Origin of the sequence: Enterobacter cloacae complex sp. 2022EL-00788 (assembly GCF_026627565.1) — a bacterium.
In the GTDB taxonomy this organism is placed as follows: domain Bacteria; phylum Pseudomonadota; class Gammaproteobacteria; order Enterobacterales; family Enterobacteriaceae; genus Enterobacter; species Enterobacter pasteurii.
The window spans coordinates 268,584-294,370 of sequence record NZ_JAPNMC010000003.1; the positions used below are offsets into that span (position 1 = coordinate 268,584).

At 56.8% G+C, this 25,787-nt stretch carries 25 protein-coding genes, 4 tRNA genes and 1 other RNA gene; 14 read left to right on the forward strand and 16 right to left on the reverse strand.

What is annotated here, in order from left to right; all coding sequences use genetic code 11:
* Positions 1-35: 35 nt before the first annotated feature.
* Positions 36-1,451, reverse strand: coding sequence for a glutamate--tRNA ligase (gltX, locus tag OWK27_RS06055; RefSeq protein ID WP_242171847.1), 1,416 nt, complete (start codon positions 1,449-1,451; stop codon positions 36-38).
* A gap of 258 nt (positions 1,452-1,709) precedes the next feature.
* On the opposite strand from gltX, the gene OWK27_RS06060 reads away from it, so the two are divergent.
* From OWK27_RS06060 to OWK27_RS06085, 6 genes are all read left to right on the forward strand, one after another.
* A tRNA-Val gene (locus OWK27_RS06060) sits at positions 1,710-1,785 on the forward strand.
* A gap of 41 nt (positions 1,786-1,826) precedes the next feature.
* Positions 1,827-1,902: transfer RNA gene (locus OWK27_RS06065), tRNA-Val, on the forward strand.
* Between the two features lie 29 nt (positions 1,903-1,931).
* A tRNA-Val gene (locus tag OWK27_RS06070) sits at positions 1,932-2,007 on the forward strand.
* A gap of 4 nt (positions 2,008-2,011) precedes the next feature.
* Positions 2,012-2,087 (forward strand) — tRNA-Lys (locus OWK27_RS06075).
* A gap of 27 nt (positions 2,088-2,114) precedes the next feature.
* Positions 2,115-2,242, forward strand: a non-coding RNA gene (locus OWK27_RS06080) — RtT sRNA.
* A 122-nt stretch (positions 2,243-2,364) separates the two neighbouring features.
* On the forward strand, positions 2,365-2,709 hold the full coding sequence (locus OWK27_RS06085) for a FlxA-like family protein (RefSeq protein WP_267590026.1): 345 nt from the start codon (positions 2,365-2,367) through the stop codon (positions 2,707-2,709).
* Here OWK27_RS06085 and OWK27_RS06090 read toward each other — a convergent pair.
* Positions 2,700-3,641 (reverse strand): LysR family transcriptional regulator, encoded by a 942-nt coding sequence (locus tag OWK27_RS06090; RefSeq protein WP_252004508.1) that lies wholly within the window; start codon positions 3,639-3,641, stop codon positions 2,700-2,702. The two genes, OWK27_RS06085 and OWK27_RS06090, sit on opposite strands and share 10 nt — an antisense overlap.
* A gap of 89 nt (positions 3,642-3,730) precedes the next feature.
* On the opposite strand from OWK27_RS06090, the gene OWK27_RS06095 reads away from it, so the two are divergent.
* Entirely contained in the window at positions 3,731-4,726 is a 996-nt protein-coding gene (locus OWK27_RS06095; RefSeq protein WP_252004509.1) for a bile acid:sodium symporter family protein, read from the forward strand.
* Here OWK27_RS06095 and OWK27_RS06100 read toward each other — a convergent pair.
* The 3 genes from OWK27_RS06100 to zipA form a co-directional block, all read right to left on the reverse strand.
* Positions 4,723-4,938, reverse strand: a complete 216-nt coding sequence (locus OWK27_RS06100; RefSeq protein WP_267590027.1) for a DUF3820 family protein — start codon at positions 4,936-4,938, stop codon at positions 4,723-4,725. The two genes, OWK27_RS06095 and OWK27_RS06100, sit on opposite strands and share 4 nt — an antisense overlap.
* Position 4,939: 1 nt before the next feature.
* Positions 4,940-6,955, reverse strand: coding sequence for an NAD-dependent DNA ligase LigA (gene ligA, locus OWK27_RS06105; protein WP_242171839.1), 2,016 nt, complete (start codon positions 6,953-6,955; stop codon positions 4,940-4,942).
* A gap of 68 nt (positions 6,956-7,023) precedes the next feature.
* The gene (zipA, locus tag OWK27_RS06110; protein WP_148419994.1) at positions 7,024-8,007 is read right to left on the reverse strand and encodes a cell division protein ZipA; all 984 of its coding nucleotides are present in this window, start codon (positions 8,005-8,007) and stop codon (positions 7,024-7,026) included.
* Positions 8,008-8,236: 229 nt separating this feature from the next.
* Between zipA and cysZ the strand changes: the two genes are divergently transcribed.
* The 5 genes from cysZ (at position 8,237) to crr (ending at position 13,028) form a co-directional block, all read left to right on the forward strand.
* Positions 8,237-8,998, forward strand: coding sequence for a sulfate transporter CysZ (gene cysZ / locus OWK27_RS06115; RefSeq protein ID WP_267590028.1), 762 nt, complete (start codon positions 8,237-8,239; stop codon positions 8,996-8,998).
* A 163-nt stretch (positions 8,999-9,161) separates the two neighbouring features.
* Positions 9,162-10,133, forward strand: coding sequence for a cysteine synthase A (gene cysK, locus OWK27_RS06120; protein ID WP_006811453.1), 972 nt, complete (start codon positions 9,162-9,164; stop codon positions 10,131-10,133).
* Positions 10,134-10,450: 317 nt separating this feature from the next.
* Positions 10,451-10,708 carry a phosphocarrier protein Hpr gene (gene ptsH, locus OWK27_RS06125; protein ID WP_000487600.1) on the forward strand — a complete coding sequence of 86 codons (258 nt, stop codon included), beginning with the start codon at positions 10,451-10,453 and terminating at the stop codon, positions 10,706-10,708.
* Between the two features lie 45 nt (positions 10,709-10,753).
* Entirely contained in the window at positions 10,754-12,481 is a 1,728-nt protein-coding gene (gene ptsI, locus OWK27_RS06130) for a phosphoenolpyruvate-protein phosphotransferase PtsI (RefSeq protein WP_023314613.1), read from the forward strand.
* Positions 12,482-12,524: 43 nt separating this feature from the next.
* Positions 12,525-13,028 carry a PTS glucose transporter subunit IIA gene (crr, locus tag OWK27_RS06135; protein WP_022648946.1) on the forward strand — a complete coding sequence of 168 codons (504 nt, stop codon included), beginning with the start codon at positions 12,525-12,527 and terminating at the stop codon, positions 13,026-13,028.
* A gap of 44 nt (positions 13,029-13,072) precedes the next feature.
* On the opposite strand, the gene pdxK is transcribed toward crr, so the two are convergent.
* From pdxK to OWK27_RS06185, 10 genes are all read right to left on the reverse strand, one after another.
* Complete coding sequence (pdxK, locus tag OWK27_RS06140) at positions 13,073-13,909, reverse strand: pyridoxine/pyridoxal/pyridoxamine kinase (protein ID WP_267590029.1); 837 nt, start codon at positions 13,907-13,909, stop codon at positions 13,073-13,075.
* Between the two features lie 5 nt (positions 13,910-13,914).
* On the reverse strand, positions 13,915-14,826 hold the full coding sequence (gene cysM / locus OWK27_RS06145; RefSeq protein WP_176609804.1) for a cysteine synthase CysM: 912 nt from the start codon (positions 14,824-14,826) through the stop codon (positions 13,915-13,917).
* A 118-nt stretch (positions 14,827-14,944) separates the two neighbouring features.
* A complete protein-coding gene (gene cysA, locus OWK27_RS06150) occupies positions 14,945-16,039 on the reverse strand; it encodes a sulfate/thiosulfate ABC transporter ATP-binding protein CysA (protein WP_193356700.1) in 1,095 nt (364 codons plus the stop codon).
* Positions 16,029-16,904, reverse strand: a complete 876-nt coding sequence (cysW, locus tag OWK27_RS06155; RefSeq protein ID WP_148419999.1) for a sulfate/thiosulfate ABC transporter permease CysW — start codon at positions 16,902-16,904, stop codon at positions 16,029-16,031. The genes cysA and cysW overlap by 11 nt, the downstream gene beginning before the upstream one ends.
* Entirely contained in the window at positions 16,904-17,737 is an 834-nt protein-coding gene (cysT, locus tag OWK27_RS06160) for a sulfate/thiosulfate ABC transporter permease CysT (protein WP_107533459.1), read from the reverse strand. The genes cysW and cysT overlap by 1 nt, the downstream gene beginning before the upstream one ends.
* Positions 17,737-18,750, reverse strand: a complete 1,014-nt coding sequence (locus OWK27_RS06165) for a sulfate ABC transporter substrate-binding protein (protein ID WP_267590030.1) — start codon at positions 18,748-18,750, stop codon at positions 17,737-17,739. Before OWK27_RS06165 ends, cysT begins: the two co-directional genes overlap by 1 nt.
* A gap of 160 nt (positions 18,751-18,910) precedes the next feature.
* On the reverse strand, positions 18,911-19,810 hold the full coding sequence (locus OWK27_RS06170) for a Dyp-type peroxidase (RefSeq protein ID WP_267590031.1): 900 nt from the start codon (positions 19,808-19,810) through the stop codon (positions 18,911-18,913).
* A gap of 92 nt (positions 19,811-19,902) precedes the next feature.
* Complete coding sequence (locus tag OWK27_RS06175) at positions 19,903-20,478, reverse strand: RpoE-regulated lipoprotein (RefSeq protein WP_176609800.1); 576 nt, start codon at positions 20,476-20,478, stop codon at positions 19,903-19,905.
* Between the two features lie 63 nt (positions 20,479-20,541).
* Complete coding sequence (locus OWK27_RS06180; RefSeq protein WP_267590032.1) at positions 20,542-20,991, reverse strand: DUF2919 domain-containing protein; 450 nt, start codon at positions 20,989-20,991, stop codon at positions 20,542-20,544.
* A complete protein-coding gene (locus tag OWK27_RS06185; RefSeq protein WP_148420004.1) occupies positions 20,978-21,403 on the reverse strand; it encodes a GNAT family acetyltransferase in 426 nt (141 codons plus the stop codon). The genes OWK27_RS06180 and OWK27_RS06185 overlap by 14 nt, the downstream gene beginning before the upstream one ends.
* Positions 21,404-21,615: 212 nt before the next feature.
* Between OWK27_RS06185 and amiA the strand changes: the two genes are divergently transcribed.
* Both amiA and hemF read left to right on the forward strand, forming a co-directional pair.
* On the forward strand, positions 21,616-22,491 hold the full coding sequence (gene amiA / locus OWK27_RS06190; RefSeq protein WP_176609798.1) for an N-acetylmuramoyl-L-alanine amidase AmiA: 876 nt from the start codon (positions 21,616-21,618) through the stop codon (positions 22,489-22,491).
* Complete coding sequence (gene hemF, locus OWK27_RS06195; protein ID WP_267590033.1) at positions 22,491-23,390, forward strand: oxygen-dependent coproporphyrinogen oxidase; 900 nt, start codon at positions 22,491-22,493, stop codon at positions 23,388-23,390. The genes amiA and hemF overlap by 1 nt, the downstream gene beginning before the upstream one ends.
* A 114-nt stretch (positions 23,391-23,504) precedes the next feature.
* On the opposite strand, the gene maeB is transcribed toward hemF, so the two are convergent.
* Complete coding sequence (gene maeB, locus OWK27_RS06200; protein WP_193356705.1) at positions 23,505-25,784, reverse strand: NADP-dependent oxaloacetate-decarboxylating malate dehydrogenase; 2,280 nt, start codon at positions 25,782-25,784, stop codon at positions 23,505-23,507.
* Positions 25,785-25,787: the final 3 nt, after the last annotated feature.

Sequence of the window (25,787 nt, forward strand, 5' to 3'; positions counted from 1 at the left end):
CAGGTCACCCTGCCGTTTATCGTACCACGCCAGAATTACTGCTGGCTTTCACGCTCGGCAATAAAGCCCAGCGCCTTGTTGATACGCGCAATGCTGCGTGATTTACCGATCGCATGAACGGTCACGTCCAGCGCCGGAGACTGGCCTGCCCCCGTCACCGCAACGCGCAGCGGCATGCCAACTTTACCCATGCCGATTTCCAGCTCATCAGCGGTAGCCTGAATCGCGTGGTGAACATTTTCAGCAGTCCACTCGGTAATGGCTTCCAGTTTGTCGCGCACCACTTCCAGCGGCTGGCGCGCAACCGGACGCAGATGCTTCTTCGCCGCGTCGGCGTCGAACTCGTCAAACTCTTCATAGAAGTAGCGGCAGCTCTGGGCAATCTCTTTCAGCGTTTTACAACGCTCGCCGAGCAGTTTCACCAGATCCGCCAGCTCGGGGCCGGTACGGGTATCGATATTTGCCTGCTCAATATGCCACTGCAGGTACGTCGCCACATATTCTGGCTGCATGGTATTGATGTAGTGGTGGTTCAGCCACAGCAGCTTGTCAGTGTTGAACGCACTGGCTGATTTGCTCACCGAGTTCAGAGAGAACAGCTCGATCATCTCTTCGCGGCTGAAGATCTCCTGATCGCCGTGAGCCCAGCCCAGACGCACCAGATAGTTTAGCAGCGCTTCCGGCAGATAGCCGTCATCACGGTACTGCATCACGCTCACCGCACCATGACGCTTGGACAGTTTTTTACCGTCGTCACCGTTGATCATTGATACGTGCGCATACACCGGCACTGGCGCGTTAAGCGCTTTGAGAATGTTGATCTGACGAGGCGTGTTATTGATATGGTCTTCCCCACGGATCACATGGGTGATCTCCATATCCCAGTCGTCCACCACCACGCAGAAGTTATAGGTAGGAGAACCATCGGTACGACGGATAATCAGGTCGTCCAGTTCCTGGTTGCTGAATTCGATCGGGCCACGGATCTGGTCATCAAAAATAACGGAGCCGTCCTGCGGGTTAGCAAAACGCACCACGCACGGTTCGTCAGCGGCATGTTCGCTGTGGTCATGACGGCAGCGGCCGTCATAGCGTGGTTTTTCACCGTTTGCCATCTGCTCTTCGCGCAGCGCATCCAGACGCTCTTTGGAGCAGTAACACTTATAGGCGGTACCCGCGACCAGCATCTCGTCAATCACGGCGTTATAGCGGTCAAAACGTTTGGTCTGGAAGTAAGGGCCTTCATCCCACTGCAGATTCAGCCAGTTCATCCCATCCATAATGGCTTCAATTGCTTCCGGCGTTGAGCGCTCAAGATCGGTGTCTTCAATACGCAGCACAAACTCACCTTTGTTGTGACGTGCGAAAAGCCAGGAATAGAGAGCAGTACGTGCACCACCGACGTGCAGATAGCCTGTCGGGCTCGGCGCGAAGCGAGTTTTGATTTTCATGAAATGGCCTTACGTTATAAAGATGCCGGTAATCGGCAAATCCTGGGGAGAAAACAATGGGCAATATTCTATCACTGTGGGCCGATTCCTCAATGTCGATCACTTTATCCGGCCCGAGATTGCTGTTTTTGTTTAGAAATCATGCACCGCAGTCGGTTTTGCGATCGTTTTGACTAATTTTACGACGAACGAATAAAAACTTTAGAAAATGCGTTGACTCATTTTCAACTCTCCCTATAATGCGACTCCACACAGCGGGGGTGATTAGCTCAGTTGGTAGAGCATCTCCTTTACACGGAGGGGGTCGGCGGTTCGAGCCCGTCATCACCCACCATCTACTTCGGTAGGCTCGCAGTGTAGATAAGAATTGAGATTGGGCGATTAGCTCAGTTGGTAGAGCATCTCCTTTACACGGAGGGGGTCGGCGGTTCGAGCCCGTCATCGCCCACCATTCTCACCTTATCGCAGCAGTTCCGAAATGGGCGATTAGCTCAGTTGGTAGAGCATCTCCTTTACACGGAGGGGGTCGGCGGTTCGAGCCCGTCATCGCCCACCATTTCGGGTCGTTAGCTCAGTTGGTAGAGCAGTTGACTTTTAATCAATTGGTCGCAGGTTCGAATCCTGCACGACCCACCAATGTAAAAAAGCGCCCTAAAGGCGCTTTTTTGCTATCTGCAATATAGATGATTCGAACCTGCTGCAGGTTCGAGCCGAACGCAGTGAGGCACCGGAGTCGTTTACGACGACGGCCCGAAGGGCGAGCGAAGCGAGTCATCCTGCACGACCCACCATTGTAAAAAAGCGCCCTAAAGGCGCTTTTTTACTATCTGCGATACAGCACCTTCTTCTGCAGTTTTTCTCAAGCTCCCCGCCGCCGTGCCGATACCTCTTATTTATGGCAAGAGGAATAAAGATGACCACCATTCATGCATCAACGCCATCCGTTCAGAGCCAAAGCACCGGCAGCAGCGGAAATGTGAGCGGCAACGATATCTCCGCACAAATCATGCGGATCACGAAGCAGATCACAAAGCTGACTCAGCAGCTAAAAGAGCTTGCCGATAGCTCCGCCAGCGCAGAAGAAAAGAAAAAGCAGCAGGAGCTGATCCAGACGCAAATCAAAATGCTACAGGCGCAGCTGGCACAATTGCAGCGCCAGCAGGCCGAAGAAGCGCAGAAAAAGCAGGAGCAAATGCTGGGTAAAGCCGAAGGGGTTAATCGCCCTTCCGACGATGGTCAGATTGATGTCTATATCTGACAATCAGAAGCGCTAAACAGCGGGTCGCGCGTGCGGGCCTGGGTTAATTTCTGAGACTGTATGCGCACCACTTCCCAGATAGCCTGCGCCGCTCCCGAGAGCGAGCGATTTTTACGGCGTACCAGCATCAGCTGACGCTCGATAGCCGGCGTAAAACGCTTAACAACCAGGCGGCTTCCCTGCGGCAGGGGCAGCGCCAGCGCCGGCAATACGCTGATACCGATTCCCGCTTCTACCATGGGGAATAACGTTGCGGGGTGGCCGATCTCCTGAACGATGGTAGCCTGAACGCCTTGCGCCGCCAGGGCTGCGTCAATCAGCGGGCGACTTCCCGACGCGTAATCCTGCAAAACCAGATTCGCCCCCTGAAGCGACTGCCAGCCCACCTGCGGTAACAATGCCAGCGGATCGTCGTCGCGACACAGCAGCAGGAAGGGTTCAGACAGGACAACCTCCGAAACCAGATCGCTCACCGGGCCGGGGTCAATAACGATGCCAAAATCCACCTCGCCCTGGCGGATGCTCTCCAGCACCCACTGCTGCGGCCTGTCGTGCAAAACAAAATCGATATCCGGGTAGCGCAGGTTGCCTTCAGCGATGCACTGGGGGATAAGGTGCGCGGAGATCGTCTGGCTCGCCGCCACTCTCACGGTGCCGGAAAGCTGTTGCCCGAGCCGGCCCACATCCCTCAGCGTGCTGTTCAGTTCGTCCAGCAGCCTCTCCAGACGCGCGGCCAGCTGCTGTCCTGCTTCGGTGAGCACCACTTCCCGCGTAGTGCGGTCAAGGAGCTTTACGCCGGTCTGGGTTTCCAGCTCCTTAACGCTATGGCTGACCGCCGACTGGCTGAGGCCGATCATCTCCCCTGCCCGGCTAAAGCTGCGGGCCTGCGCGACGGTAACAAAAACGCGAAGCTGACGTAGTGAATAATTCATCTGATTAATTCATGAATGGATGCAATAAATCAATTTTATTTCTCAAAGGGAAGAAAGCACAATAGCGATATCTGATTTCAGGAGTGATTATGAAACTTTTTCGTATCCTTGATCCGTTTACGCTGACCCTAATTGCCGTCGTCCTGCTGGCCTCCTTCTTCCCGGCGCGCGGCGCTTTCGTTCCAGTTATTGAAGGGCTGACCACGGCCGCCATCGCGCTACTGTTCTTTATGCACGGCGCCAAGCTCTCCCGGGAAGCGATTATCGCAGGCGGCAGCCACTGGCGGCTGCATCTCTGGGTAATGTGCAGCACCTTTATCCTCTTCCCGGTGCTGGGGGTGTTGTTTGCCTGGTGGGCACCGGTGAACGTCGATCCGGCGCTTTATACCGGTTTCCTCTATCTGTGTATTTTGCCGGCCACCGTACAGTCCGCCATCGCTTTTACCTCACTGGCGGGCGGCAACGTCGCGGCGGCGGTCTGCTCCGCTTCCGCTTCCAGCCTGCTGGGGATCTTTGTTTCCCCACTGCTGGTTGGTCTGCTGATGAATATGCACGGCGCGGAGGGTAACCTGGAGCAGGTGGGTAAAATTTGCCTGCAGCTGCTGCTGCCGTTTGTGCTTGGGCACCTCTCCCGCCCCTGGATCGGCGCGTTCGTGGCTAAACGCAAAAAATGGATCGCGAAGACGGATCAGAGCTCGATTCTGCTCGTGGTTTACACCGCCTTTAGCGAAGCCGTTGTCAACGGCATCTGGCACAAGGTGGGGGCCGGTTCGCTGCTGTTTATTGTTGTGGTCAGTATCGTTCTGCTGGCGATCGTCATCGCGGTTAACGTCTTCGTGGCCCGCAAATGCGGCTTCAGTAAAGCCGATGAAATCACCATCGTGTTTTGCGGCTCGAAAAAGAGCCTGGCCAACGGGATCCCGATGGCCAATATTTTGTTCCCGACCTCGGTCATTGGGATGATGGTGCTGCCGCTGATGATTTTCCACCAGATCCAGCTGATGGTCTGTGCGGTACTGGCGCGCCGTTACAAGGCGCAGACGGAAAAACTGGCGCAGGAAGAGACCCGCGCCGCAAAGGCTTAAGGACGCTTCAGGGGCTGAACCAGCTGGGTCAGCCCCTCGGTTTTGATCAGTAACGTGACGGCCATCAGCTCGCCCAGACGCCCGGCAGGAAATTCATCCTTACGGGCAAACCACAGCAGATACTCCTCCGGCAAATCAATGAGCCTGCGGCCCTTATATTTACCGAACGGCATCTCCGTATTGGCGATCTCAACGATCTGCTCTTTTTCCACGTTATTCTCCTAACAGACGCATCATTTCCGCTTCGTCGATCACGTCAATGCCGAGCTCCTGCGCTTTGGCGAGCTTGGAGCCGGCCGCTTCTCCGGCAATCACCAGATCCGTTTTCTTCGACACGCTCCCCGCCACTTTTGCCCCCAGCGCCACCAGCCGCGCCTTCGCATCATCGCGCGAGAGCTGGCTCAGGCTACCGGTCAGGACCACCGTTTTACCCGCGAACGGGCTGTCGATCTCTTCTGCATTAACCACTACCGGCGCGGGCCAGTGAATGCCCTGCTCCAGCAATTTGCCGATCACCTCGCGGTTACTCTCTTCGGCGAAGAAGTTAAAGACGTGGGTTGCGACCACAATGCCCACATCCGGGACTTTCTGTAACTCTTCAATGCTGGCTTTCTCCAGCGCGTCCAGCGTGCCGAAATAGGCCGCCAGACCTGCCGCCGTCGCCTCCCCCACTTCACGAATGCCGAGCGCGTAAAGGAAACGGGCAAAGGTTGTATTTTTTGCCGCTTCCAGCGCATTGACCACGTTTTGGGCAGATTTCGGCCCCATCCGGTCAAGGCCGGTCAGCTTACCTGCAGTCAGCGTAAAGAGGTCTGCTGGCGTATGGACGTACTCTTTTTCAACGAGCTGATCGATAATCTTGTCACCCATTCCGTCGACGTCCATCGCCCGGCGGGAGACAAAGTGCTTGAGCGACTCCTTACGCTGTGCCCCGCAGATTAACCCGCCCGTACAGCGCGTTACCGCTTCACCCTCCACGCGCTCTACGTCCGAACCGCATACCGGGCAGTGGGCCGGAAACTCAATGGCGCGGGTATCGGCGGGACGCTCTGACTCCACAACGTTAACCACCTGCGGTATCACATCCCCCGCGCGGCGAATAACCACTTTGTCGCCAATGCGCAGGCCCAGACGCGCGATTTCATCGGCGTTGTGCAGCGTGGCGTTACTGACCAGCACGCCAGCCACCTGCACCGGCTCCAGCCGCGCTACCGGCGTAATCGCTCCCGTACGGCCAACCTGGAACTCCACGTCGCGAACGACGGTCATCTGCTCCTGGGCCGGGAATTTAAAGGCCACCGCCCAGCGAGGCGCGCGAGCCACGTAGCCCAGTTGCTCCTGCAATGCCAGGGAGTTAACCTTGATCACCACGCCGTCAATATCAAACCCGAGAGCAGGACGATCTTCTTCTACCTTGTGATAGAACGCCAGCACCGCCTCCGGGGAGTCGCAAAGCTGCACGCGGTTGCTTACCGGCAAGCCCCACTCTTTGAACTGGAGTAAACGTCCCAGGTGGGTATCAGGCAGTTCTCCGCCTTCCAGGATCCCGACGCCGTAGCAGAAGAAAGTAAGCGGTCGCTTCGCGGTGATGCGCGGATCGAGCTGACGCAGAGAGCCTGCCGCCGCGTTACGCGGGTTCGCAAATACTTTTCCGCCGGTGCGGCGCGCTTCTTCGTTGATCTTCTCGAAGCCCGCCTGCGGAAGGAACACCTCCCCGCGTACTTCCAGCCGCGCGGGAATGTTATCGCCGCGCAGCTTCAGCGGGATTGCACGGATGGTGCGCACGTTGGTGGTGATATCTTCCCCGGTGGTGCCATCGCCGCGCGTCGCGGCACGCACCATTACGCCGTTTTCATAAAGAATACTGACGGCCAGACCGTCCAGCTTCAGCTCGCAGCACCAGCTCAGGTTGTCGACACTCTTCAGGCGATCCTGCACGCGCTTGTTGAAAGCCAGAAAACTCTCTTCATCAAACACGTTATCCAGCGACAGCATCGGCACCTCGTGGCGCACCTGGCTGAATGCGCCAAGCGGTTCCGCGCCGACGCGCTGCGTCGGGGAGTCGGGCGTAATCAGCTCCGGATGGCGGGCTTCCAGCTCGCGCAGCTCGCGCATCAGGCGGTCATATTCCGCATCCGGCACTTCCGGGGCGTCCATAACATGATAGAGATATTCATGATGGCGAAGCGTGGTTCGCAGTTCAGTAAGTTGTTGTTCGATTGAGTCCATATCGCACCATCAATGAGAAAAACCCCCGACAGGCGGGGGTTGAGGAGGAGTTGAAGTAAACGCGACGATTACGCGTTAGCTTCCTTAACTTCGCGGATGCGGTCCTGATATTCGCGCAGCTTCTGCGGCGTCATCATTCGACGCTGGTCGTCGAGCACCACACCGCCCACTTCGTCGGCAATGTGCTGAGCGGACTGGAGCATCAGCTTAAAGTTTTGCAGTTCGTCACCGTAAGACGGCACCTGCATAAAGATGGTTACGCCCGGCGTGACGAAATCACCGGTCATTTCCGGGTCAAACGTTCCTGGATTCACCATATTGGCCAGGCTAAACAGTGCCGGACCGCTGCCGTCAGGACTCAAATGACGATGGAAAATATTCATATCGCCAAATTTGAAGCCCGCCTGTTGAATGCTGTTAAGCAGCACATCGCCGTTCAGATGGGTGCCATGATGGGCGGCCACGTTCATGACGATCACCGCTTCTTTACGCTGCGGTTTTTCAACAACCGGTTCTGGCTCTGCGACCGGCTCAGGCTCTACGCGCGGAGCAGGTGCGGGCTGTGGCGCAGGCTGCACGGGTTCAGGCTGCGGCGGCTGCACCGGCTGCGGCTGCTGAACTGGCGGCGCAGGTTGTGGCACGGGTTGTGGCTGTACCGGCTGTGGCGCCACGGGCTGCTGCTGCACAGGCTGCGGAGGCGCCTGACGCACAGGCTCTTCCACCGGCTGCGGCGCTGGCTGGCGCGGCTGGGCAGAGGCATACGGCGGTTGATACTGGTGCTGCGGAGCGCGGGGGGCTTCATGCTCCCCATGAGCCGCGCCGGGCGCACTATTGACCCGATGCACACGAACTTCACCCACGCCGTCATCGTCCAGCCCGTCGATGTCGTCTTCCACGTCATCGTCATCACGACTGGACTTCATGCGCTTCAGTGGACGATCGCGAAACATTGAGGAACGCTCTTTACGGCTGGTCCAGAAACCATGTACCAGTAAAGCGATTATGGCGATCGCGCCAACAATGATTAATATCAGACGCAAATCCTGCATCATTATATTCTCTGTTGTTCTAACACCTTGCCACCACGGCAAACATTTACTCACTAAGAGTATTTGCCGTTTACGTCAAGTGCAAGTGTGTGCAGAGCATTCACAGCATAAAGATGAACTAAATCGTGCTTTTTGCTGGTTTTTCGAACATTTCCGAACTGGTCATTGTCCCGTAACTGGATAATATAGGCGGGCAATTCCACTGGTTGTGTAAAAAGGAGTACAGCCTGGTATGGTTTCAACATCTTCTTCTGCCCCACGCAGCGGGGTCTGGTATTTTTCTCAGGGCTGGAAACTGGTCTCCCTGCCGGGCATTCGGCGCTTCGTGATCTTGCCGTTGCTGATCAACATTATTCTGATGGGCGGCGCCTTCTGGTGGCTGTTCACCAGGCTGGAAAGCTGGATCCCGTCCCTTATGAGCTATGTGCCGGACTGGTTACAGTGGCTTAACTACCTGCTCTGGCCAATTGCGGTTATCTCCGTGCTGCTGGTCTTCGGCTATTTCTTCTCGACGATTGCGAACTGGATAGCCGCGCCGTTCAACGGCCTGCTGGCCGAACAGCTGGAAGCGCGCCTTACCGGTGCAACGCCACCCGACACGGGCGTACTGGGGATCATGAAAGACATCCCCCGCATTATGAAGCGCGAATGGCAAAAGTTTGCCTGGTACCTGCCGCGCGCGGTCGTGCTGCTTATCCTTTATTTTGTGCCCGGCATCGGCCAGACGGTCGCGCCCGTGCTGTGGTTCCTGTTCAGCGCCTGGATGCTTGCCATCCAGTACTGTGACTACCCGTTCGATAACCATAAGGTGCCGTTTAAGGAAATGCGCACGGCTCTGCGCAGCCGGAAGGTCACCAATATGCAGTTCGGCGCGCTCACCAGCCTGTTCACCATGATTCCTTTCCTCAACTTGTTCATCATGCCGGTTGCGGTATGCGGTGCGACGGCGATGTGGGTTGACTGCTATCGTGCAAAGCACGCGTTATGGAAATAATGCAAAAATGTGTAAACAAGGGGTAGCTTATGCTATCCCTTATTCCATACTGATCCCCATTATTTCCTTGCAGCATATAGATATGCGATTTCCTTACTTCCCCATACCTGTTCAACAGGTATGCTGGGTCGGTATCCCAATTTCATACAGTTAAGGACAGGCCATGAGTAAGATTTATGAAGACAACTCGCTGACTATCGGTCATACGCCCCTGGTTCGACTGAACCGTATCGGTAATGGACGCATTCTGGCGAAGGTCGAATCACGTAACCCGAGCTTCAGCGTTAAGTGCCGTATCGGTGCGAATATGATTTGGGATGCTGAAAAACGTGGCGTGCTGAAGCCGGGCGTTGAGCTGGTTGAACCAACCAGCGGCAATACCGGGATCGCGCTGGCCTATGTTGCGGCGGCGCGCGGCTATAAGCTGACGCTGACCATGCCTGAAACCATGAGCATTGAACGCCGTAAGCTGCTGAAGGCGCTGGGAGCAAATCTGGTCCTGACCGAAGGCGCGAAGGGCATGAAGGGCGCGATTCAGAAAGCGGAAGAGATCGTCGCCAGCGATCCGGCAAAATATCTGCTGCTTCAGCAGTTCAGCAACCCGGCTAACCCGGAGATCCACGAGAAAACCACGGGCCCGGAAATCTGGGAAGATACCGACGGCCAGGTCGATGTGTTTATCTCCGGCGTCGGCACCGGCGGCACGCTGACCGGCGTGTCTCGCTATATTAAAGGCACGAAGGGTAAAAAAGATCTGATTACCGTTGCCGTTGAGCCAACCGATTCTCCTGTTATAGCGCAGGCGCTGGCGGGTGAAGAGATCAAACCTGGCCCGCACAAAATTCAGGGTATCGGCGCGGGCTTTATTCCAGGCAACCTGGATCTTAAGCTGATTGATAAAGTCGTGGCCATTACCAATGAAGAAGCTATCTCCACGGCGCGTCGCCTGATGGACGAAGAGGGTATTCTGGCAGGCATCTCTTCCGGTGCGGCAGTTGCGGCAGCCCTTAAGCTGCTGGAAGATGAAACCTTTACCAACAAGAATATTGTGGTTATCCTACCGTCTTCGGGTGAGCGTTACTTGAGCACCGCACTGTTTGCCGATCTCTTCACAGAGAAAGAGCTGCAACAGTGATGCCAGTATGTTAAAAACGCGTAAAAAAGCACCTTTTCAGGTGCTTTTTTGTGGCCTGCTTCAAACTTTTACCCCTCCTGGCATTGCTTCACCCCGTTGGGTCTGGTATTTAAACCAGCAATTATTTTGATGCGCGAAATTAATCAGTGAACGAAATAGCGCTGCTGAATCGATTTTATGATTTGGTTCAAGTCTTGCTTTCACTGCATAATGTTTAATGACGATTGAAACGTCAGCGCTAACTATACAGGCTAAAGTTAAGTCGCCAGGCTAGACTTTAGTTCCACAACACTAAACCTATAAGTTGGGGAAATACAATGTTCCAGCAAGAAGTTACCATTACCGCTCCGAACGGTCTGCACACCCGCCCTGCTGCTCAGTTTGTTAAAGAAGCGAAAGGCTTCACTTCTGAAATCACTGTGACTTCTAACGGCAAAAGCGCTAGCGCGAAAAGCCTGTTCAAACTGCAAACTCTGGGTCTGACTCAGGGTACCGTTGTGACCATCTCCGCAGAAGGTGAAGATGAGCAGAAAGCAGTTGAGCATCTGGTTAAGCTGATGGCTGAGCTCGAGTAAGTTTACCGGGTTCTTTTCAATATCAGTCACAAGTAAGGTAGGGTTATGATTTCAGGCATTTTAGCATCCCCGGGTATCGCTTTCGGCAAAGCACTGCTGCTGAAAGAAGACGAAATCGTCATTGACCGGAAAAAAATTTCTGCCGACAAGGTTGATCAGGAAGTTGAACGTTTTCTGAGCGGTCGTGCCAAGGCATCTGCGCAACTGGAAGCGATCAAAACTAAAGCTGGCGAAACTTTCGGTGAAGAAAAAGAAGCCATCTTCGAAGGGCACATTATGCTGCTCGAAGATGAGGAGCTGGAGCAGGAAATCATAGCCCTGATTAAAGATAAAGGCATGACGGCCGACGCGGCTGCGCATGAAGTTATCGAAGGTCAGGCATCTGCCCTGGAAGAGCTGGACGATGAATACCTGAAAGAGCGTGCGGCTGACGTACGTGACATCGGTAAGCGCCTGCTGCGCAACATCCTGGGTCTGGCCATCATCGATCTGAGCGCGATTCAGGACGAAGTGATCCTGGTTGCCGCTGACCTGACCCCGTCTGAAACCGCACAGCTGAACCTGAACAAGGTGCTGGGTTTCATTACTGACGCAGGTGGACGTACCTCCCACACCTCAATCATGGCGCGTTCTCTGGAGCTGCCAGCCATCGTGGGTACCGGTAGCGTTACCTCTCAGGTTAAAAACGACGACTATCTGATTCTGGATGCCGTAAACAACGTGGTTTACGTCAACCCAACTAACGATGTGATCGAGCAACTGCGCGCCGTTCAGGAGCAGGTTGCTACCGAGAAAGCAGAACTTGCTAAACTGAAAGACCTGCCAGCCATCACGCTGGACGGCCATCAGGTTGAAGTTTGTGCCAACATCGGTACCGTACGCGACGTTGATGGCGCTGAGCGCAACGGTGCGGAAGGCGTAGGTCTGTATCGTACTGAATTCCTGTTCATGGACCGCGACGCCCTGCCAACTGAAGAAGAGCAGTTTGCGGCGTACAAAGCTGTTGCTGAAGCCTGCGGCTCTCAGGCAGTTATCGTCCGTACCATGGACATCGGCGGCGACAAAGAGCTGCCGTACATGAATTTCCCGAAAGAAGAGAACCCGTTCCTGGGCTGGCGTGCCGTGCGTATCGCTATGGATCGCAAAGAGATCCTGCGTGACCAGGTTCGCGCTATCCTGCGTGCCTCCGCTTTCGGTAAGCTGCGCATCATGTTCCCGATGATCATCTCTGTTGAAGAAGTGCGCGCACTGAAAAAAGAGATCGAAATCTACAAGCAGGAACTGCGTGACGAAGGTAAAGCGTTTGACGAGTCAATCGAGATCGGCGTGATGGTGGAAACACCGGCAGCCGCGACCATTGCGCGTCATTTAGCCAAAGAAGTTGATTTCTTTAGTATCGGTACCAATGATTTAACGCAGTACACCCTGGCAGTTGACCGTGGTAATGATATGATTTCACATCTCTACCAGCCAATGTCACCGTCTGTACTGAATTTGATCAAGCAAGTTATTGATGCTTCTCATGCAGAAGGTAAATGGACTGGCATGTGTGGTGAGCTTGCAGGCGACGAACGTGCTACACTTCTGTTGCTGGGTATGGGTCTGGACGAATTCTCTATGAGCGCCATTTCCATCCCGCGCATCAAGAAGATTATCCGTAACACGAACTTCGAAGATGCGAAGGTATTAGCAGAGCAGGCTCTTGCTCAACCGACAACGGACGAGTTAATGACGCTGGTTAACAAGTTCATTGAAGAAAAAACAATCTGCTAATCCACGAGATGCGGCCCAAATTACTGCTTAGGAGATAAGTCTAATGGGTTTATTTAGTAAACTGTTCGGTGACAAAAGCAATAGCGACTCCGGAACTATTGAGATTGTTGCTCCGCTCTCCGGCGAGATCGTCAACATCGAAGACGTGCCGGATGTAGTGTTTGCTGAGAAAATCGTTGGTGATGGCATTGCTATCAAACCAACTGGCAACAAAATGGTTGCTCCAGTTGACGGCACCATTGGTAAGATTTTTGAAACCAACCATGCGTTCTCTATTGAGTCCGATAGCGGTATCGAACTGTTCGTTCACTTCGGTATCGACACCGTTGAACTGAAAGGCGAAGGCTTCAAACGTATCGCGGAAGAAGGCCAGCGTGTTAAGGTTGGCGACCCGGTGATTGAATTCGATCTGCCTCTGCTGGAAGAAAAAGCGAAGTCTACCCTGACTCCGGTTGTTATTTCCAACATGGACGAAATCAAAGAGCTGATCAAACTGTCCGGCAGCGTCACCGTGGGTGAAACCCCGGTTATCCGCATCAAGAAGTAATTCTTACCGCACAGAAAAATGGCGCCTTCGGGCGCCATTTTTGTTTATGCGGGCAGGATCAGCTCGTTATAGCCTTTCGACTGCGTGTAAATCATGACGTCAGTCACCCGATCGCCTGCCATGCGGATGGCGTCAGCAACGGTTTTTCCCCCCACGATACCGCTCACCAGTTCTGAACAGAACAGATCGCCGGTTCCCTTGAGATCCGTCTCGACGCGCGGGTGCGCGCTTACGGTAACGCCCGCTTTGCTCACCAGCACGACGTGAATATTCTGCGGATCGTCGGCCACGGGCGCGCTGGTGATCGCCACCCACTTCAGCGTATCAGACAGCAGCCCCTGCGCGGCGGCAATGGCGCTCTCCGGCGTGCGGCACGGCTTTCCGCTTAACGCTTCCAGCTCAAACACGTTGGGCGTAATGCCCTGCGCCAGCGGCAGCAGATGCTCCCGATAGGCCTCAGGAATATCGGGTTTCACGTACATGCCGCTGTCGATATCGCCGATCACCGGATCGACCAGCACCAGCAGTTCAGGATGCAGCACTTTGATCGCCTTCAGCCACTGAGCCAGCAGAACGATCTGGCTGGCGCTGCCCATATAGCCGGTGGTCACCGCCTTAAGCTCGCGCAGGATTTCGCGCTCTTCCAGCGCCTTAAGGTAGCCGCTGAACCACTCATCCGGGATCACGCCACCGTAGAAGGTGTCATAGTGCGGCGTATTGCTGAACAGCACCGTCGGCACGGCGGTCACGTTAAGCCGGTGGGTACGAATATTCGGTACCGCAATGCTGTTACCCACGCTGCCGTACACCACCTGGGACTGTACGGCGACAATATCGGTTTGCTGCGCCCGGGTTTTATCCCGGAATAAAATCATCTCCATGACGCTTAAATCCCCGCCCCCTGCGAATAACTCTCTTCACCAAAGACGCCGGTAGACAGGTAACGATCGCCGCGATCGCAAATAATCGCCACGACAACCGCCCCCGGCGTGGACTCTGCCACCCGGATCGCGCCCGCTACGGCACCGCCAGAGCTGACGCCGCAGAAGATACCTTCACGCACGGCCAGCTCACGCATGGTATTCTCCGCCTCGCGCTGGTGAATATCCAGCACCTGGTCAACCAGCTGCGCGTTAAAGATGCCCGGCATATACTCCTCAGGCCAGCGGCGAATTCCTGGAATGCTGCTCCCCTCCTCCGGCTGCAGGCCGACAATCGTCACCGGGCTTGCCTGCTCGCGCAGAAAACGCGACACGCCGGTGATGGTGCCCGTGGTGCCCATGCTGGAGACAAAGTGGGTAATGCGCCCGTCGGTTTGCTGCCAGATTTCCGGGCCGGTAGTGGTGTAGTGCGCGTACGGGTTGTCCGGGTTATTGAACTGGTCGAGCAGCTTGCCTTCCCCGCGCTCGGCCATCGCCAGCGCCAGGTCGCGCGCCCCTTCCATCCCCTGCTCTTTGGTCACCAGAATCAGCTCGGCCCCGTAGGCGCGCATGGCCGCACGGCGCTCCTGGCTCATGTTGTCAGGCATCAGCAGCTTCATGCGGTAGCCTTTCAGGGCGGCAATCATCGCCAGCGCGATCCCGGTGTTACCGCTGGTGGCTTCAATTAACACGTCGCCGGGCTTTATCTCGCCGCGCTTTTCGGCCTGGACAATCATCGACAGCGCCGCGCGGTCTTTTACCGAGCCTGCGGGATTATTGCCTTCGAGTTTGACCCAGATTTCGCTGCCGTTGTCCGGCCCCATGCGCTGAAGCTTGACCAGAGGAGTGTTGCCGATGGTGTGTTCGAGTGTATTCACGATTTTTACTCAATAAAAAAGCCGGGTGACGCGTAGCGATCCCGGCCTACAAGACGCAGTGATAACTGTACGCCCGGCAGGCGCGATGCCACCGGGCGATAAACATCCTACTAACCTATCAGGCTGACTCCGCCAGAGCAATATCCTCGCGCGTCTCGATGCGCTCGCTGCCGTGATAAATACGGGCATGCTGCAGCCCCACAAACAGGCGTTCACCGCGATGCGGCGGCTCGTCGTCGCGCATAACAACGGTCAGCGGCTCGGTGTACCAGCCCAGGGGCTGTACCACCAGCTGGGTGTAGTGGCCTTTAGGGCTAGCCTCCAGCACCTGCACCGGCAGCGGGGAATCCAGGCTGGTGCGGCGGCTGACGTCCACTTCCCACGGGCGCAGGAACAGATCGACCGGCCCCTGATGCGCGGAGGTGTAGCCCAGCGGCCAGCGATGCGCGCCGACGTGGAACTGGCCGCCGCGGATGGTGCCCTTCAGGCGGTTTACTTCGCCCATAAACTCCAGCACAAAGCGGGTCGCCGGTTCACGCCAGAGCTGTTCCGGCTCGTCAACCTGCTCGATGTTGCCCTGACTCATCACCACCACGCGGTCGGCCACTTCCATCGCCTCCTCCTGATCGTGGGTCACGAAGACGCTGGTGAACTGGAGCTCCTCGTGCAGCTGGCGCAGCCAGCGGCGCAGCTCTTTGCGCACCTGCGCATCCAGCGCGCCGAACGGTTCATCCAGCAGCAGGATTTGCGGCTCAACGGCTAACGCGCGCGCCAGCGCCACGCGCTGTTTCTGCCCGCCGGAAAGCTGCGCCGGGAAGCGATCGGCCAGATGAGCAAGCTGCACCATCTCCAGCAGTTTGGTCACTTTCGCTTTGATGGCTGCGGCATTCGGACGCTCGCGACGCGGGAGCACGGTCAGGCCAAAGGCGATGTTATCGAAAACCGTCATGTGGCGGAACAGGGCGTAATGCTGGAACACAAAGCCCACCTTGCGGTCGCGGGCATGCAGACGGCTCACGTCGGTGCCGTGGAAGCGGATATGCCCGCTGCTCTGGTGCTCAAGACCGGCGATAATACGCAGCAGCGTGGTTTTACCGGATCCCGACGGCCCCAGCAGCGCCACCATTTGTCCGGAAGGGATATCCAGCGAGATATCGTTCAGCACCTGGGTGCGACCAAAAGACTTCTTAATATTGGCAATCTCAATGCTCATGATTTCCCTCCTGATGCTGACGTTTTTCCTGATTCTCTAAACGCCACTGCACCACACTCTTCAAAAACAGGGTCAAAATCGCCATCAGCGTCAGCAACGCTGCGGCAGTAAAGGAACCGACGGAGTTGTAGTCCTGTTCCAGTAGTTCAATCTGTAACGGCAGCGACAGCGTTTCACCGCGAATCGAGCCGGATACCACCGACACCGCACCAAATTCGCCAATCGCGCGGGCGTTGGTCAGCACCACGCCGTAAAGCAGCGCCCAGCGGATATTCGGCAGCGTCACGCGGCGGAACATCTGCCAGCCGGAAGCGCCTAACAGAACGGCCGCTTCATCCTCGTTGCTGCCCTGGCTTAGCATCACCGGCACCAGCTCGCGCACCACGAACGGGCAGGTCACAAAGACCGTCACCAGCACCATGCCCGGCCAGGCGAACATGATCTGCAGGTCGTGCTCATCAAGCCACCCGCCCAGCGGGCCGTTGGAGCCGTAGAAGAGCAGATAAACCAGGCCCGCCACCACCGGCGAAACCGCAAACGGGATATCCAGCAGGGTCAGCAGCAGCTGACGCCCCGGGAAGTTAAAGCGCGTCACCAGCCAGGCGAGCAATACGCCAAACACCAGATTCACCGGAACGGTGATGAGGGCAATCATCACCGTCAGCCAGATGGCGTGCAGCATGTCGGGATCGGCCAGGTTTTGCAGCGCGGGCATGATCCCCTTGCTGAAGGCCTGAACGAAGATGTATACCATTGGCACAACGAGGATGAAGGCGGAAACCAGCACGCCGGTACCAATCAGAAACCATTTGCCCCAGTTGATGCGGGGCGCGTCATAGCGCTTCAATTGCGTAACTTCCGCCATCAGTGACCTACCACACGTCGACCAAAGCGACTTTGCAGAGTGTTAATCGAGAACAGCAGCAGCAGCGACGCGGCAAGGATCACCGAGGCGATCGCGCTCGCGGCCGGATAATCAAACTCCTGCAAACGCACAAAAATCATCAGCGAGGTGACTTCGGTTTTCCACGCGATGTTCCCGGCGATAAAAATAACCGCGCCAAATTCACCGAGGCTGCGGGTAAAGGAGAGCGCCACGCCCGCCAGCAGGGCCGGCGAAAGTTCCGGCAGCACCACCTTGCGAAAACTCTGCCAGCGCGTGGCGCCCAGCGTTTCTGCGGCCTCTTCATATTCGGGGCCCAGCTCTTCCAGCACCGGCTGCACGGTACGCACCACGAACGGGATGCTGGTAAAGGCCATCGCCACCGCGATGCCGAGCCAGGTGTACGTAACTTTGATATCGAACTTTGCCAGCCATTCGCCGTAAAAGCCGTTCACGGAAAACAGCGACGCCAGCGTTAAACCGGCCACCGCCGTCGGCAGCGCAAAAGGCAGATCCATCAGCGCGTCGAGCAGCGTGCGGCCCGGAAAGCGGTAGCGGGTTAAGATCCACGCCATCAGCAGGCCAAACACGCCGTTAAATATTGAGGCCACAAACGCGGACAGCAGCGTGACCTTATAGGCGGCCACCACCTGCGGGTTAGTGACCACTTCCCAGTACTGGGACCAGCTCATTTCAGAGAGCTGCACCACCAGCGCGCTGAGCGGCAACAGCAAAATCAGACAGACGAACAGCAGGCTGGTCCCGAGGCTTAAGGTAAAGCCCGGCAGCACGCGTCTGGAGGAGACTGCAAACATTACTTACGCCCCGCCGCCAGCAATTTGTCTAACTCACCGCCGCTGGCAAAATGCGTTTTCATCACCTCAGGCCAGGCGCCGAAATGGTCTTCCACGCGGAACAGCTCGGTCTGCGGGAATTTGTCTTTCAGCTTGTTCATGACTTCGGGATTGTTCACGCGGTAGTAATAGTCGGTAATCACCGTCTGAGCCTGCGGGCTGTACAGATAGTTAAGGTAGGCTTTTGCCGCTTTCTCGGTGCCGTTGGCCTTGACGTTTTTATCCACCCACGCCACCGGGAACTCGGCCAGAATGTTGGTTTTCGGGATCACGACCTCGAATCCCTGCGCTTCATACTGCTTGCGGATATTGTTCACTTCAGATTCAAAGCTGATCAGCACGTCACCCAGCCCGCGCTCGGCGAAGGTGGTGGTCGCGCCGCGGCCGCCGGTATCAAACACTTCGACATTCTTCAGGAACCGGGTCATGAACTGTTCGGTTTTCGCCTTATCGTTACCGTCAGCTTTGTCCGCCGCGCCCCACGCCGCCAGATAGGTATAGCGCGCGTTACCGGAGGTTTTCGGGTTCGGGAAAATCAGTTTTACGTCAGAACGCACCAGGTCGTTCCAGTCGTGGATATTCTTAGGGTTGCCCTTTCGCACCAGGAACCCCATGGTGGAGTAGAACGGCGAGCTGTTGTTAGGCAGGCGGCTCTGCCAGTCCGCCGGGATCAGCTTGCCCCTGTCGTGCAGGATCTGTACGTCAGTGACCTGATTGTAGGTCACCACATCCGCCTTCAGCCCCTGCAAAATTGCCAGCGCCTGCTTGGATGAACCGGCATGGGACTGCTTGATGGTCAGCCTGTCGCCGTTATTCTCTTTCGCCCACTGCTGCTCAAAGGCGGGGTTAAGGGCGGCAAACAGCTCGCGCGAGACATCATATGAACTGTTCAGCAACTCGGTTGCCTGCGCCTGCGCCACCAGCAGTAAACCTGCCAGCGCCAGCGATCCTTTTTTCAGTACAGTAACGGCCATTGCGCACCCTTATAAATGTGATGACTATCTTATAGTCATAATATTTATAACGAGGACCAAAGGAGTAACGGTTTTATATACCGTTTGGTGATTTAGAAGCAGAAAAGGGAATAAGGGTGCGGCCTGATGCCCTCTCCCACAGGGAGAGGGCGAAAGGTGATTACAGCGCCAGCAGACGCTCAACGGACGGCGCGAAGTAGTAGCCGCCGGTTACCGGCTTCGTGAAGCGCAGCATAGCGTCGCGCTTGCCGTCGGTGTCGCCAAACATGCTCAGCAGCTGCTGCTCAATGTTGTAGAGGCGCGCGCAGTAGGCGCAGAAGTACAGGCCGTGCGTGCCGCTCGCGGTGCCGTACGGCAGGCTCTGGCGGACAATCTTCAGCCCTTTGCCGTCTTCCTTAAGGTCAACGCGGGTCAGGTGGGACGTCACCGGACGGGCATCGCCGTCGATCTCTTCGTTGGCGTCTTTGGTGCGGCCAATCATCATCTCCTGGTCATGCACGCTCATGCGGTTAAGCTGCCTGAGGTTGTGCTCCCAGCGCTGGACGAACACGTAGCTGCCGCCCGCGTCCACGCCATCCTTAATGACCGCCACGTCGCGACGAACCTCTTCCCCGGCCGGGTTTTCGGTGCCGTCAACGAAGCCGCTCAGATCGCGCTCTTCCACCCAGCGGAATCCGTGCACTTCTTCCTGCACGTCGATGCTGTCGCCGAACGCCTCAACCGCCGCCTGCGCTACCGAGAAATTCACGTCGTGACGCAGGGAGAGAATATGGATAAGCACGTCGTACTGGGTGGCAGGGGCTAGGCCTTTGCCATAAGGAACGAAGTCTTTCAGCTCTTCTGCACCTTGCCCGCCGCTCAGCTGGCGCCAGACGTTGTGGCCAAAGGCAACCACCGCGCCCAGATGGGCATCCGGGAATTTGGCCTGGAAGGTTGCCAGCTTATCCACGAAAACTTTACTGGCCGCACGCAGGGCATCCACATCCCCTTTAACATTGGCTTCAATCCAAATCGCCGCGCGGCAATGTTCTGGCAAAATGCCGCTCTGAACCTGAGACATCGCTCCTCCTGAAATAAAGATGCCACGTCAGCGTGGCATTGATGGCGGCTATTATACCCGGATTTCAGCGAGGCGGCTTGCTCAGGCGCAAATTACTGCTTCCAGATAATCTTGCTCACTTTCCAGTTTTTCAGGGTGTCGTCAGACGGCATTAACCCTTCAGGGCCGTTCCAGGTGCCGGTGAACAGATAGCTGATGTGCTGGCTGCCTTCGGCTTTACACTCGACCGCCACGCTGTCTTCTGACGGCGCGCTGGCGCAGTTGCCAAAGGCTTTCTGATAGAGATCGCTAAACGGCGTTCCCACCTTCACGCCGCCCGAGGCTGGAATATCTTCATCCATGACCGTAATGCGGTTTACCGTGCCTTTGTCGCCGTTGATGACCAGCGCCACCCTGTCGCCCTTCAACGCTTCGAAATAGCGCACGATGTTGCCGTTCTCGGTTTTCATGCCGCTGCGCAGGCGATAATCGCTGCCGATGGCATCCTGAATGGCATCCTGATCCAGCGCCGTTGAGGCGGTAATTTTGCCTACGCCCTGCTCGGTCACTTCCGTCGAGGAGCCGAACCAGTTCCACGGATAGGCCGCAGACCAGTTGATGGATGAGAGCGTGGAACAGCCGGTTAACGCCAGCGGGAGAGCGCATAAAAGTAAACGCAGCGATTTCATTGAGACGTCCTTACGTAGTAAATCAACGCTTGTTGGAGTACGACATCGGCAAAAAGTGCCGTGCTAATCTGGCTGTTGCGTAAAACCGGCGCGCAGGCGGGGGTGCGTGAGCAGCCACAGCAGCGCAACGATATCCGCCACCACCAGCGCAATCCCGATACCGGAGAGCGGCTCGCCGTACAGCCACAGCACGGGCTGCCAGAACAGGAGCGCAACCTGCGCCAGGATCAGCAGCCAGCGAAGCGCGCGCCAGAAGCGCGGGATTTTCTGGCGCCGACCGCTGCACAGAAACGTCAGCACCGCCGGGACGCCGGGCAGCAACCCCAGCCAGAAGGCCTGGCGATCGGGATAAAAAAGATTCAGTAACGTATCGCCCTGCCCGCGCGACGCGCCAGCCATCACGAACAAAAACCAGGTTCTGGCCTGCAACAGCAACACGCACCAGAACAGAAAAGGCAGACGCAGACGACCCTGAGCATCATAGTCGTCGGGGTGGAACTCAGTACTCTTCATCTTCGATCAGGCGTTTACCCAGCGTCAGCACGTCAGCATGCTCGTAGCCCAGGCGTTCATACATGCCCAGCACCACGTCGTTATCTTCCCGAACCATAATCTGAATTTTCGGGCAACCGCGGGCAATCAGCTTCTTCTCCAGACGGTTGAGCAGCGCGTTAGCAATGCCGCGCGCGCGATATTCCGGGTGCACGCCGAGATAATAGGCCGACCCGCGATGGCCGTCATAACCGCCCATCACCGTTCCCACCACTTCGCCATTCACTTCGGCGACCAGAAACAGGCTGACGTCATGATTCAGCTTGCGTTCGATATCCATTTCCGGATCGTTCCACGGACGCAGCAGATCGCAGCGCTCCCAAAGGGTGATCACCTCTTCGAAATCTTCCTGGCGAAAAACGCGTATCTCCATGGTATTAACCGCCTTTTCGGGTTTAAAAACAGTGATTATGGCGTGAACAGGGCATTTAGCCAATAACCGGGGAAAAACTCGCCTGAATTTGGCATAATGTCACTTTGTCACGTATTGAAATGAAAAGTAAAACAATTCTCAATAAGGACTGTCGTAACGGGAAACACGATACGATATAACACCAGGACCTCATTTTTTAGTATTCAGGCCGCATGAGCACATTCAAACCATTAAAAGCACTCACATCGCGTCGTCAGGTTCTCAAAGCGGGGCTGGCGGCCTTAACGTTAACCGGCATCGCTAAGCAGGCTCAGGCAAAAGAGGAGAGCACGCTTAAAACCAGCAACGGACACAGCAAACCTAAAGCCAAAAAAGCCGGCGCAAAGCGTCTGGTCATGCTCGATCCGGGCCACGGCGGGATCGACACCGGCGCCATTGGCAGAAACGGTTCGAAAGAAAAACACGTCGTGCTGGCAATTGCAAAAAATGTGCGCGCAATTTTACGCAGCAACGGCATTGACGCCCGCCTGACGCGCACTGGCGACACGTTTATCCCGCTGTACGATCGCGTGGAGATTGCCCATAAGCACGGTGCCGATCTGTTTATGTCCATTCACGCGGATGGTTTCACCAACCCGTCCGCCGCGGGCGCCTCGGTGTTCGCCCTTTCCAACCGTGGCGCCAGTAGCGCCATGGCGAAGTACCTCTCCGATCGCGAAAACCGCGCGGATGAGGTCGCCGGGAAAAAAGCGACCGACAAAGATCATCTGCTGCAGCAGGTACTGTTTGACCTCGTTCAGACCGACACCATCAAAAACAGCCTGACGCTTGGCTCACATATCCTCAAACGGATTAAGCCGGTGCACCGCCTGCACAGTAAAAGCACCGAGCAGGCCGCGTTTGTGGTGCTGAAGTCACCCTCAATTCCGTCCGTGCTGGTTGAAACCTCGTTCATAACCAACCCGGAAGAAGAACGCCTGCTCGGCACTAAGGCGTTTCGTCAGAAAATCGCTAACGCCATCGCCTCAGGGGTAATCAGTTATTTCAACTGGTTCGATAACCAAAAAGCGCACTCCAGGAAACGTTGATGAAACCGAATGCACAGCTGGTCAAAACCTTCCTGATGCAGCTACAGGACGAGATTTGCCGAAAACTGGCCGCCGCAGACGGCGGTGAGTTTCAGGAGGACACCTGGCAGCGCGAAGCCGGCGGCGGCGGGCGCAGCCGCGTGCTGCGCAACGGCGGTGTTTTTGAGCAGGCGGGGGTGAATTTTTCCCACGTTCACGGGGACGCCATGCCAGCCTCCGCCACGGCGCACCGTCCTGAACTGGCGGGCCGCAGCTTCGAGGCCATGGGCGTCTCGCTGGTGGTGCATCCGCATAACCCGTTTGTGCCGACCAGCCACGCCAACGTGCGTTTTTTCATTGCGGAAAAACCGGGGGCCGATCCGGTCTGGTGGTTTGGCGGCGGCTTTGATATGACCCCCTACTACGGCTTTGAAGAGGATGCCGTGCACTGGCACACCACCGCGCGCGACCTCTGCCTGCCGTTTGGCGAAGACGTTTACCCGAAATACAAAAAGTGGTGCGATGACTACTTCTATCTGAAGCACCGCGACGAGCAGCGCGGCATCGGCGGACTGTTCTTTGACGATCTGAACACGCCTGATTTTGATACCGCGTTCAGCTTTATGCGCGCGGTGGGCGAGGGCTATACCGACGCTTATTTGCCCATTGTTGAACGGCGCAGAAACACCGACTACGGCGTGCGCGAACGCGAGTTCCAGCTTTACCGTCGCGGGCGCTACGTGGAGTTCAACCTGGTGTGGGATCGCGGGACGCTGTTTGGCCTGCAGACCGGCGGGCGCACGGAGTCGATCCTGATGTCGATGCCGCCGCTGGTGCGCTGGGAGTACTGCTACGAGCCAAAAGAAGGCAGCCCGGAGGCTGCCCTGAGTGAGTTTATTAAGGTTCGGGACTGGGTTTAACCTTTACCCCTCACCCCGGCCCTCTCCCCAAAGGGGCGAGGGTGAAAAGACGGCTCAGAGCAGTCCCCTCTCCCCTATGGGGAGAGGGTTAGGGTGAGGGGCGAGGTCAATAAATTACAGCGGCTGCGTCTGCGCCTCAACCACCGCCAGCGCCACCATGTTCACGATGCGGCGCACGGATGCGATCGGCGTTAACACATGGACGGGCTTCGATACCCCCATCAGCACAGGTCCAACGGTCACCCCTTCAGAGCTTGAGACGCGCAGCAGATTATAGCTGATACGCGCCGCCTCCACGTTCGGCATAATCAGCACGTTCGCCGAGCCTTTCAGCGGGCTGTCAGGCATGCGTTCATTACGAATACTCTCCACCAGCGCGGCGTCGCCGTGCATCTCGCCGTCGATCATCAGCTCCGGCGCGCGCTCGCGCACCAGCTCCAGCGTCTGGCGCATTTTGCATGCCGCCGCGGACTTAGATGACCCAAAGTTAGAGTGCGACAGCAGTGCCACTTTCGGCTCAATCCCGAAGCGACGCACGGTTTCTGCCGCCATCACGGTGATTTCCGCCAGCTCGTCCGGGGTAGGATCGTCGTTGACGTAGGTATCGGCGATAAAGGTGTTACCGCTCGGCAGCAGCAGCGCGTTCATCGCCCCGGCCGTATGGACGCCCTCGCGGTAGCCGAAGATCTCCTGCACCACGCTGAAGTGTTCGTGGTACTCACCGATGGTGCCGCAGATCAGCGCATCCGCCTCACCGCGATGAACCATAATCGCGCCGATCACCGTGGTGTTGCTGATCACCGCACGCTGCGCCTGCTCCTGGGTGATGCCGCGACGCTTCATGATCGCATAGTATTCGTTCCAGTACTCCTTGAAGCGCGGATCGGACTCGTTATTAACGATCTCAAAATCCACGCCCGGCTTAATTTGCAGGCCCAGCTTCTGAATGCGCATCTCGATCACGCTCGGGCGACCGATCAGGATCGGTTTCGCCAGTCCCAGGGTAATCAGCTCCTGCGTCGCGTGCAGAACGCGCGCCTCCTCCCCTTCCGCCAGCACCACGCGCTTCGCGTCGGCACGCGCCTGGGAGAAGATCGGCTTCATAAACAGGTTGGTTTTGTAGACAAACTCGGTGAGCTTATCGACATAGGCATCGAAGTCTTCAATCGGGCGCGTCGCCACGCCGGAATCCATCGCCGCTTTAGCCACCGCAGGCGCGATCTTCACGATCAGACGCGGGTCAAACGGTTTTGGAATGATGTAGTCCGGGCCGAAGCTCAGATCCTGATCGCCGTAGGCGGAGGCCACCACTTCGCTCTGCTCGGCGTGCGCCAGCTCCGCGATGGCGTGAACGGCGGCGAGCTTCATCTCCTCGTTGATCGCCGTTGCGCCGACGTCCAGCGCGCCGCGGAAGATGAACGGGAAGCAGAGCACGTTGTTGACCTGGTTCGGGTAGTCAGAACGGCCGGTACAGATGATAGCGTCCTCACGCACCGCTTTCGCCAGCGGCGGCAAAATTTCCGGCTCGGGGTTCGCCAGCGCCAGAATCAGCGGGGCGCGCGCCATCTTCTGCACCATCTCCTGGGTCAGCACCTTCGGACCAGAGCAGCCAAGGAAGATATCCGCACCGTCAATCACATCCTCGAGCGTGCGCTTGCCGTCATCTTCCACCGCGTAGGCCGCTTTGGTTTCCGCCATGTTCGGCTCGCGGTCTTTGTAGATAACGCCCTTGGAGTCGCAGACCACGATGTTGTGCTTCTGCATTCCCAGCGCCACCAGCAGGTTCATACAGGCAATCGCCGCTGCCCCCGCGCCGGACACCACCATGCGCACGTCGGAAAGATTTTTCTCCACCACGCGCAGGCCGTTCAGAATGGCGGCGGTGCTGATAATCGCCGTGCCGTGCTGGTCGTCATGGAACACGGGAATGTTCATACGCTCGCGCAGCTTCTGCTCGATATAGAAACATTCCGGCGCTTTGATGTCTTCCAGGTTGATGCCGCCGAAGGTCGGCTCCAGCGCCGCCACCACGTTGATGAATTTATCAGGATCCAGTTCGTCCACCTCGATATCGAACACGTCGATACCGGCGAATTTCTTAAACAGAACGCCCTTGCCTTCCATTACCGGCTTGCCGGCCAGCGCGCCGATGTTCCCCAGCCCGAGCACCGCCGTGCCGTTAGAAATCACCGCAACCAGGTTGCCGCGCGCGGTGTATTTGTAGGCCGCCAGCGGATCTTTTTCGATTTCAAGGCACGGGGCCGCCACGCCCGGCGAGTAGGCCAGCGCCAGGTCGCGCTGGGTTGCCAGCGGCTTGGTGGGGGAAACCTGGATTTTACCCGGAACAGGAAACTCGTGAAAATCGAGAGCACTTTGTTTTAACTGATCGTCCATCTT

Bases quoted from the DNA above. Each gene is read 5' to 3' on its own strand.
- maeB (WP_193356705.1), bottom strand. From the start codon at position 25,784: ATGGACGATCAGTTAAAACAAAGTGCTCTCGATTTTCACGAGTTTCCT.
- cysZ (WP_267590028.1), top strand. From the start codon at position 8,237: ATGGTTTCAACATCTTCTTCTGCCCCACGCAGCGGGGTCTGGTATTTT.
- OWK27_RS06165 (WP_267590030.1), bottom strand. From the start codon at position 18,750: ATGGCCGTTACTGTACTGAAAAAAGGATCGCTGGCGCTGGCAGGTTTA.
- cysK (WP_006811453.1), top strand. From the start codon at position 9,162: ATGAGTAAGATTTATGAAGACAACTCGCTGACTATCGGTCATACGCCC.
- OWK27_RS06090 (WP_252004508.1), bottom strand. From the start codon at position 3,641: ATGAATTATTCACTACGTCAGCTTCGCGTTTTTGTTACCGTCGCGCAG.
- crr (WP_022648946.1), top strand. From the start codon at position 12,525: ATGGGTTTATTTAGTAAACTGTTCGGTGACAAAAGCAATAGCGACTCC.
- ligA (WP_242171839.1), bottom strand. From the start codon at position 6,955: ATGGACTCAATCGAACAACAACTTACTGAACTGCGAACCACGCTTCGC.
- amiA (WP_176609798.1), top strand. From the start codon at position 21,616: ATGAGCACATTCAAACCATTAAAAGCACTCACATCGCGTCGTCAGGTT.
- cysA (WP_193356700.1), bottom strand. From the start codon at position 16,039: ATGAGCATTGAGATTGCCAATATTAAGAAGTCTTTTGGTCGCACCCAG.
- OWK27_RS06170 (WP_267590031.1), bottom strand. From the start codon at position 19,810: ATGTCTCAGGTTCAGAGCGGCATTTTGCCAGAACATTGCCGCGCGGCG.
- OWK27_RS06095 (WP_252004509.1), top strand. From the start codon at position 3,731: ATGAAACTTTTTCGTATCCTTGATCCGTTTACGCTGACCCTAATTGCC.
- gltX (WP_242171847.1), bottom strand. From the start codon at position 1,451: ATGAAAATCAAAACTCGCTTCGCGCCGAGCCCGACAGGCTATCTGCAC.
- zipA (WP_148419994.1), bottom strand. From the start codon at position 8,007: ATGATGCAGGATTTGCGTCTGATATTAATCATTGTTGGCGCGATCGCC.
- pdxK (WP_267590029.1), bottom strand. From the start codon at position 13,909: ATGGAGATGATTTTATTCCGGGATAAAACCCGGGCGCAGCAAACCGAT.
- cysT (WP_107533459.1), bottom strand. From the start codon at position 17,737: ATGTTTGCAGTCTCCTCCAGACGCGTGCTGCCGGGCTTTACCTTAAGC.
- OWK27_RS06175 (WP_176609800.1), bottom strand. From the start codon at position 20,478: ATGAAATCGCTGCGTTTACTTTTATGCGCTCTCCCGCTGGCGTTAACC.
- OWK27_RS06180 (WP_267590032.1), bottom strand. From the start codon at position 20,991: ATGAAGAGTACTGAGTTCCACCCCGACGACTATGATGCTCAGGGTCGT.
- ptsI (WP_023314613.1), top strand. From the start codon at position 10,754: ATGATTTCAGGCATTTTAGCATCCCCGGGTATCGCTTTCGGCAAAGCA.
- hemF (WP_267590033.1), top strand. From the start codon at position 22,491: ATGAAACCGAATGCACAGCTGGTCAAAACCTTCCTGATGCAGCTACAG.
- cysW (WP_148419999.1), bottom strand. From the start codon at position 16,904: ATGGCGGAAGTTACGCAATTGAAGCGCTATGACGCGCCCCGCATCAAC.
- OWK27_RS06085 (WP_267590026.1), top strand. From the start codon at position 2,365: ATGACCACCATTCATGCATCAACGCCATCCGTTCAGAGCCAAAGCACC.
- ptsH (WP_000487600.1), top strand. From the start codon at position 10,451: ATGTTCCAGCAAGAAGTTACCATTACCGCTCCGAACGGTCTGCACACC.
- OWK27_RS06185 (WP_148420004.1), bottom strand. From the start codon at position 21,403: ATGGAGATACGCGTTTTTCGCCAGGAAGATTTCGAAGAGGTGATCACC.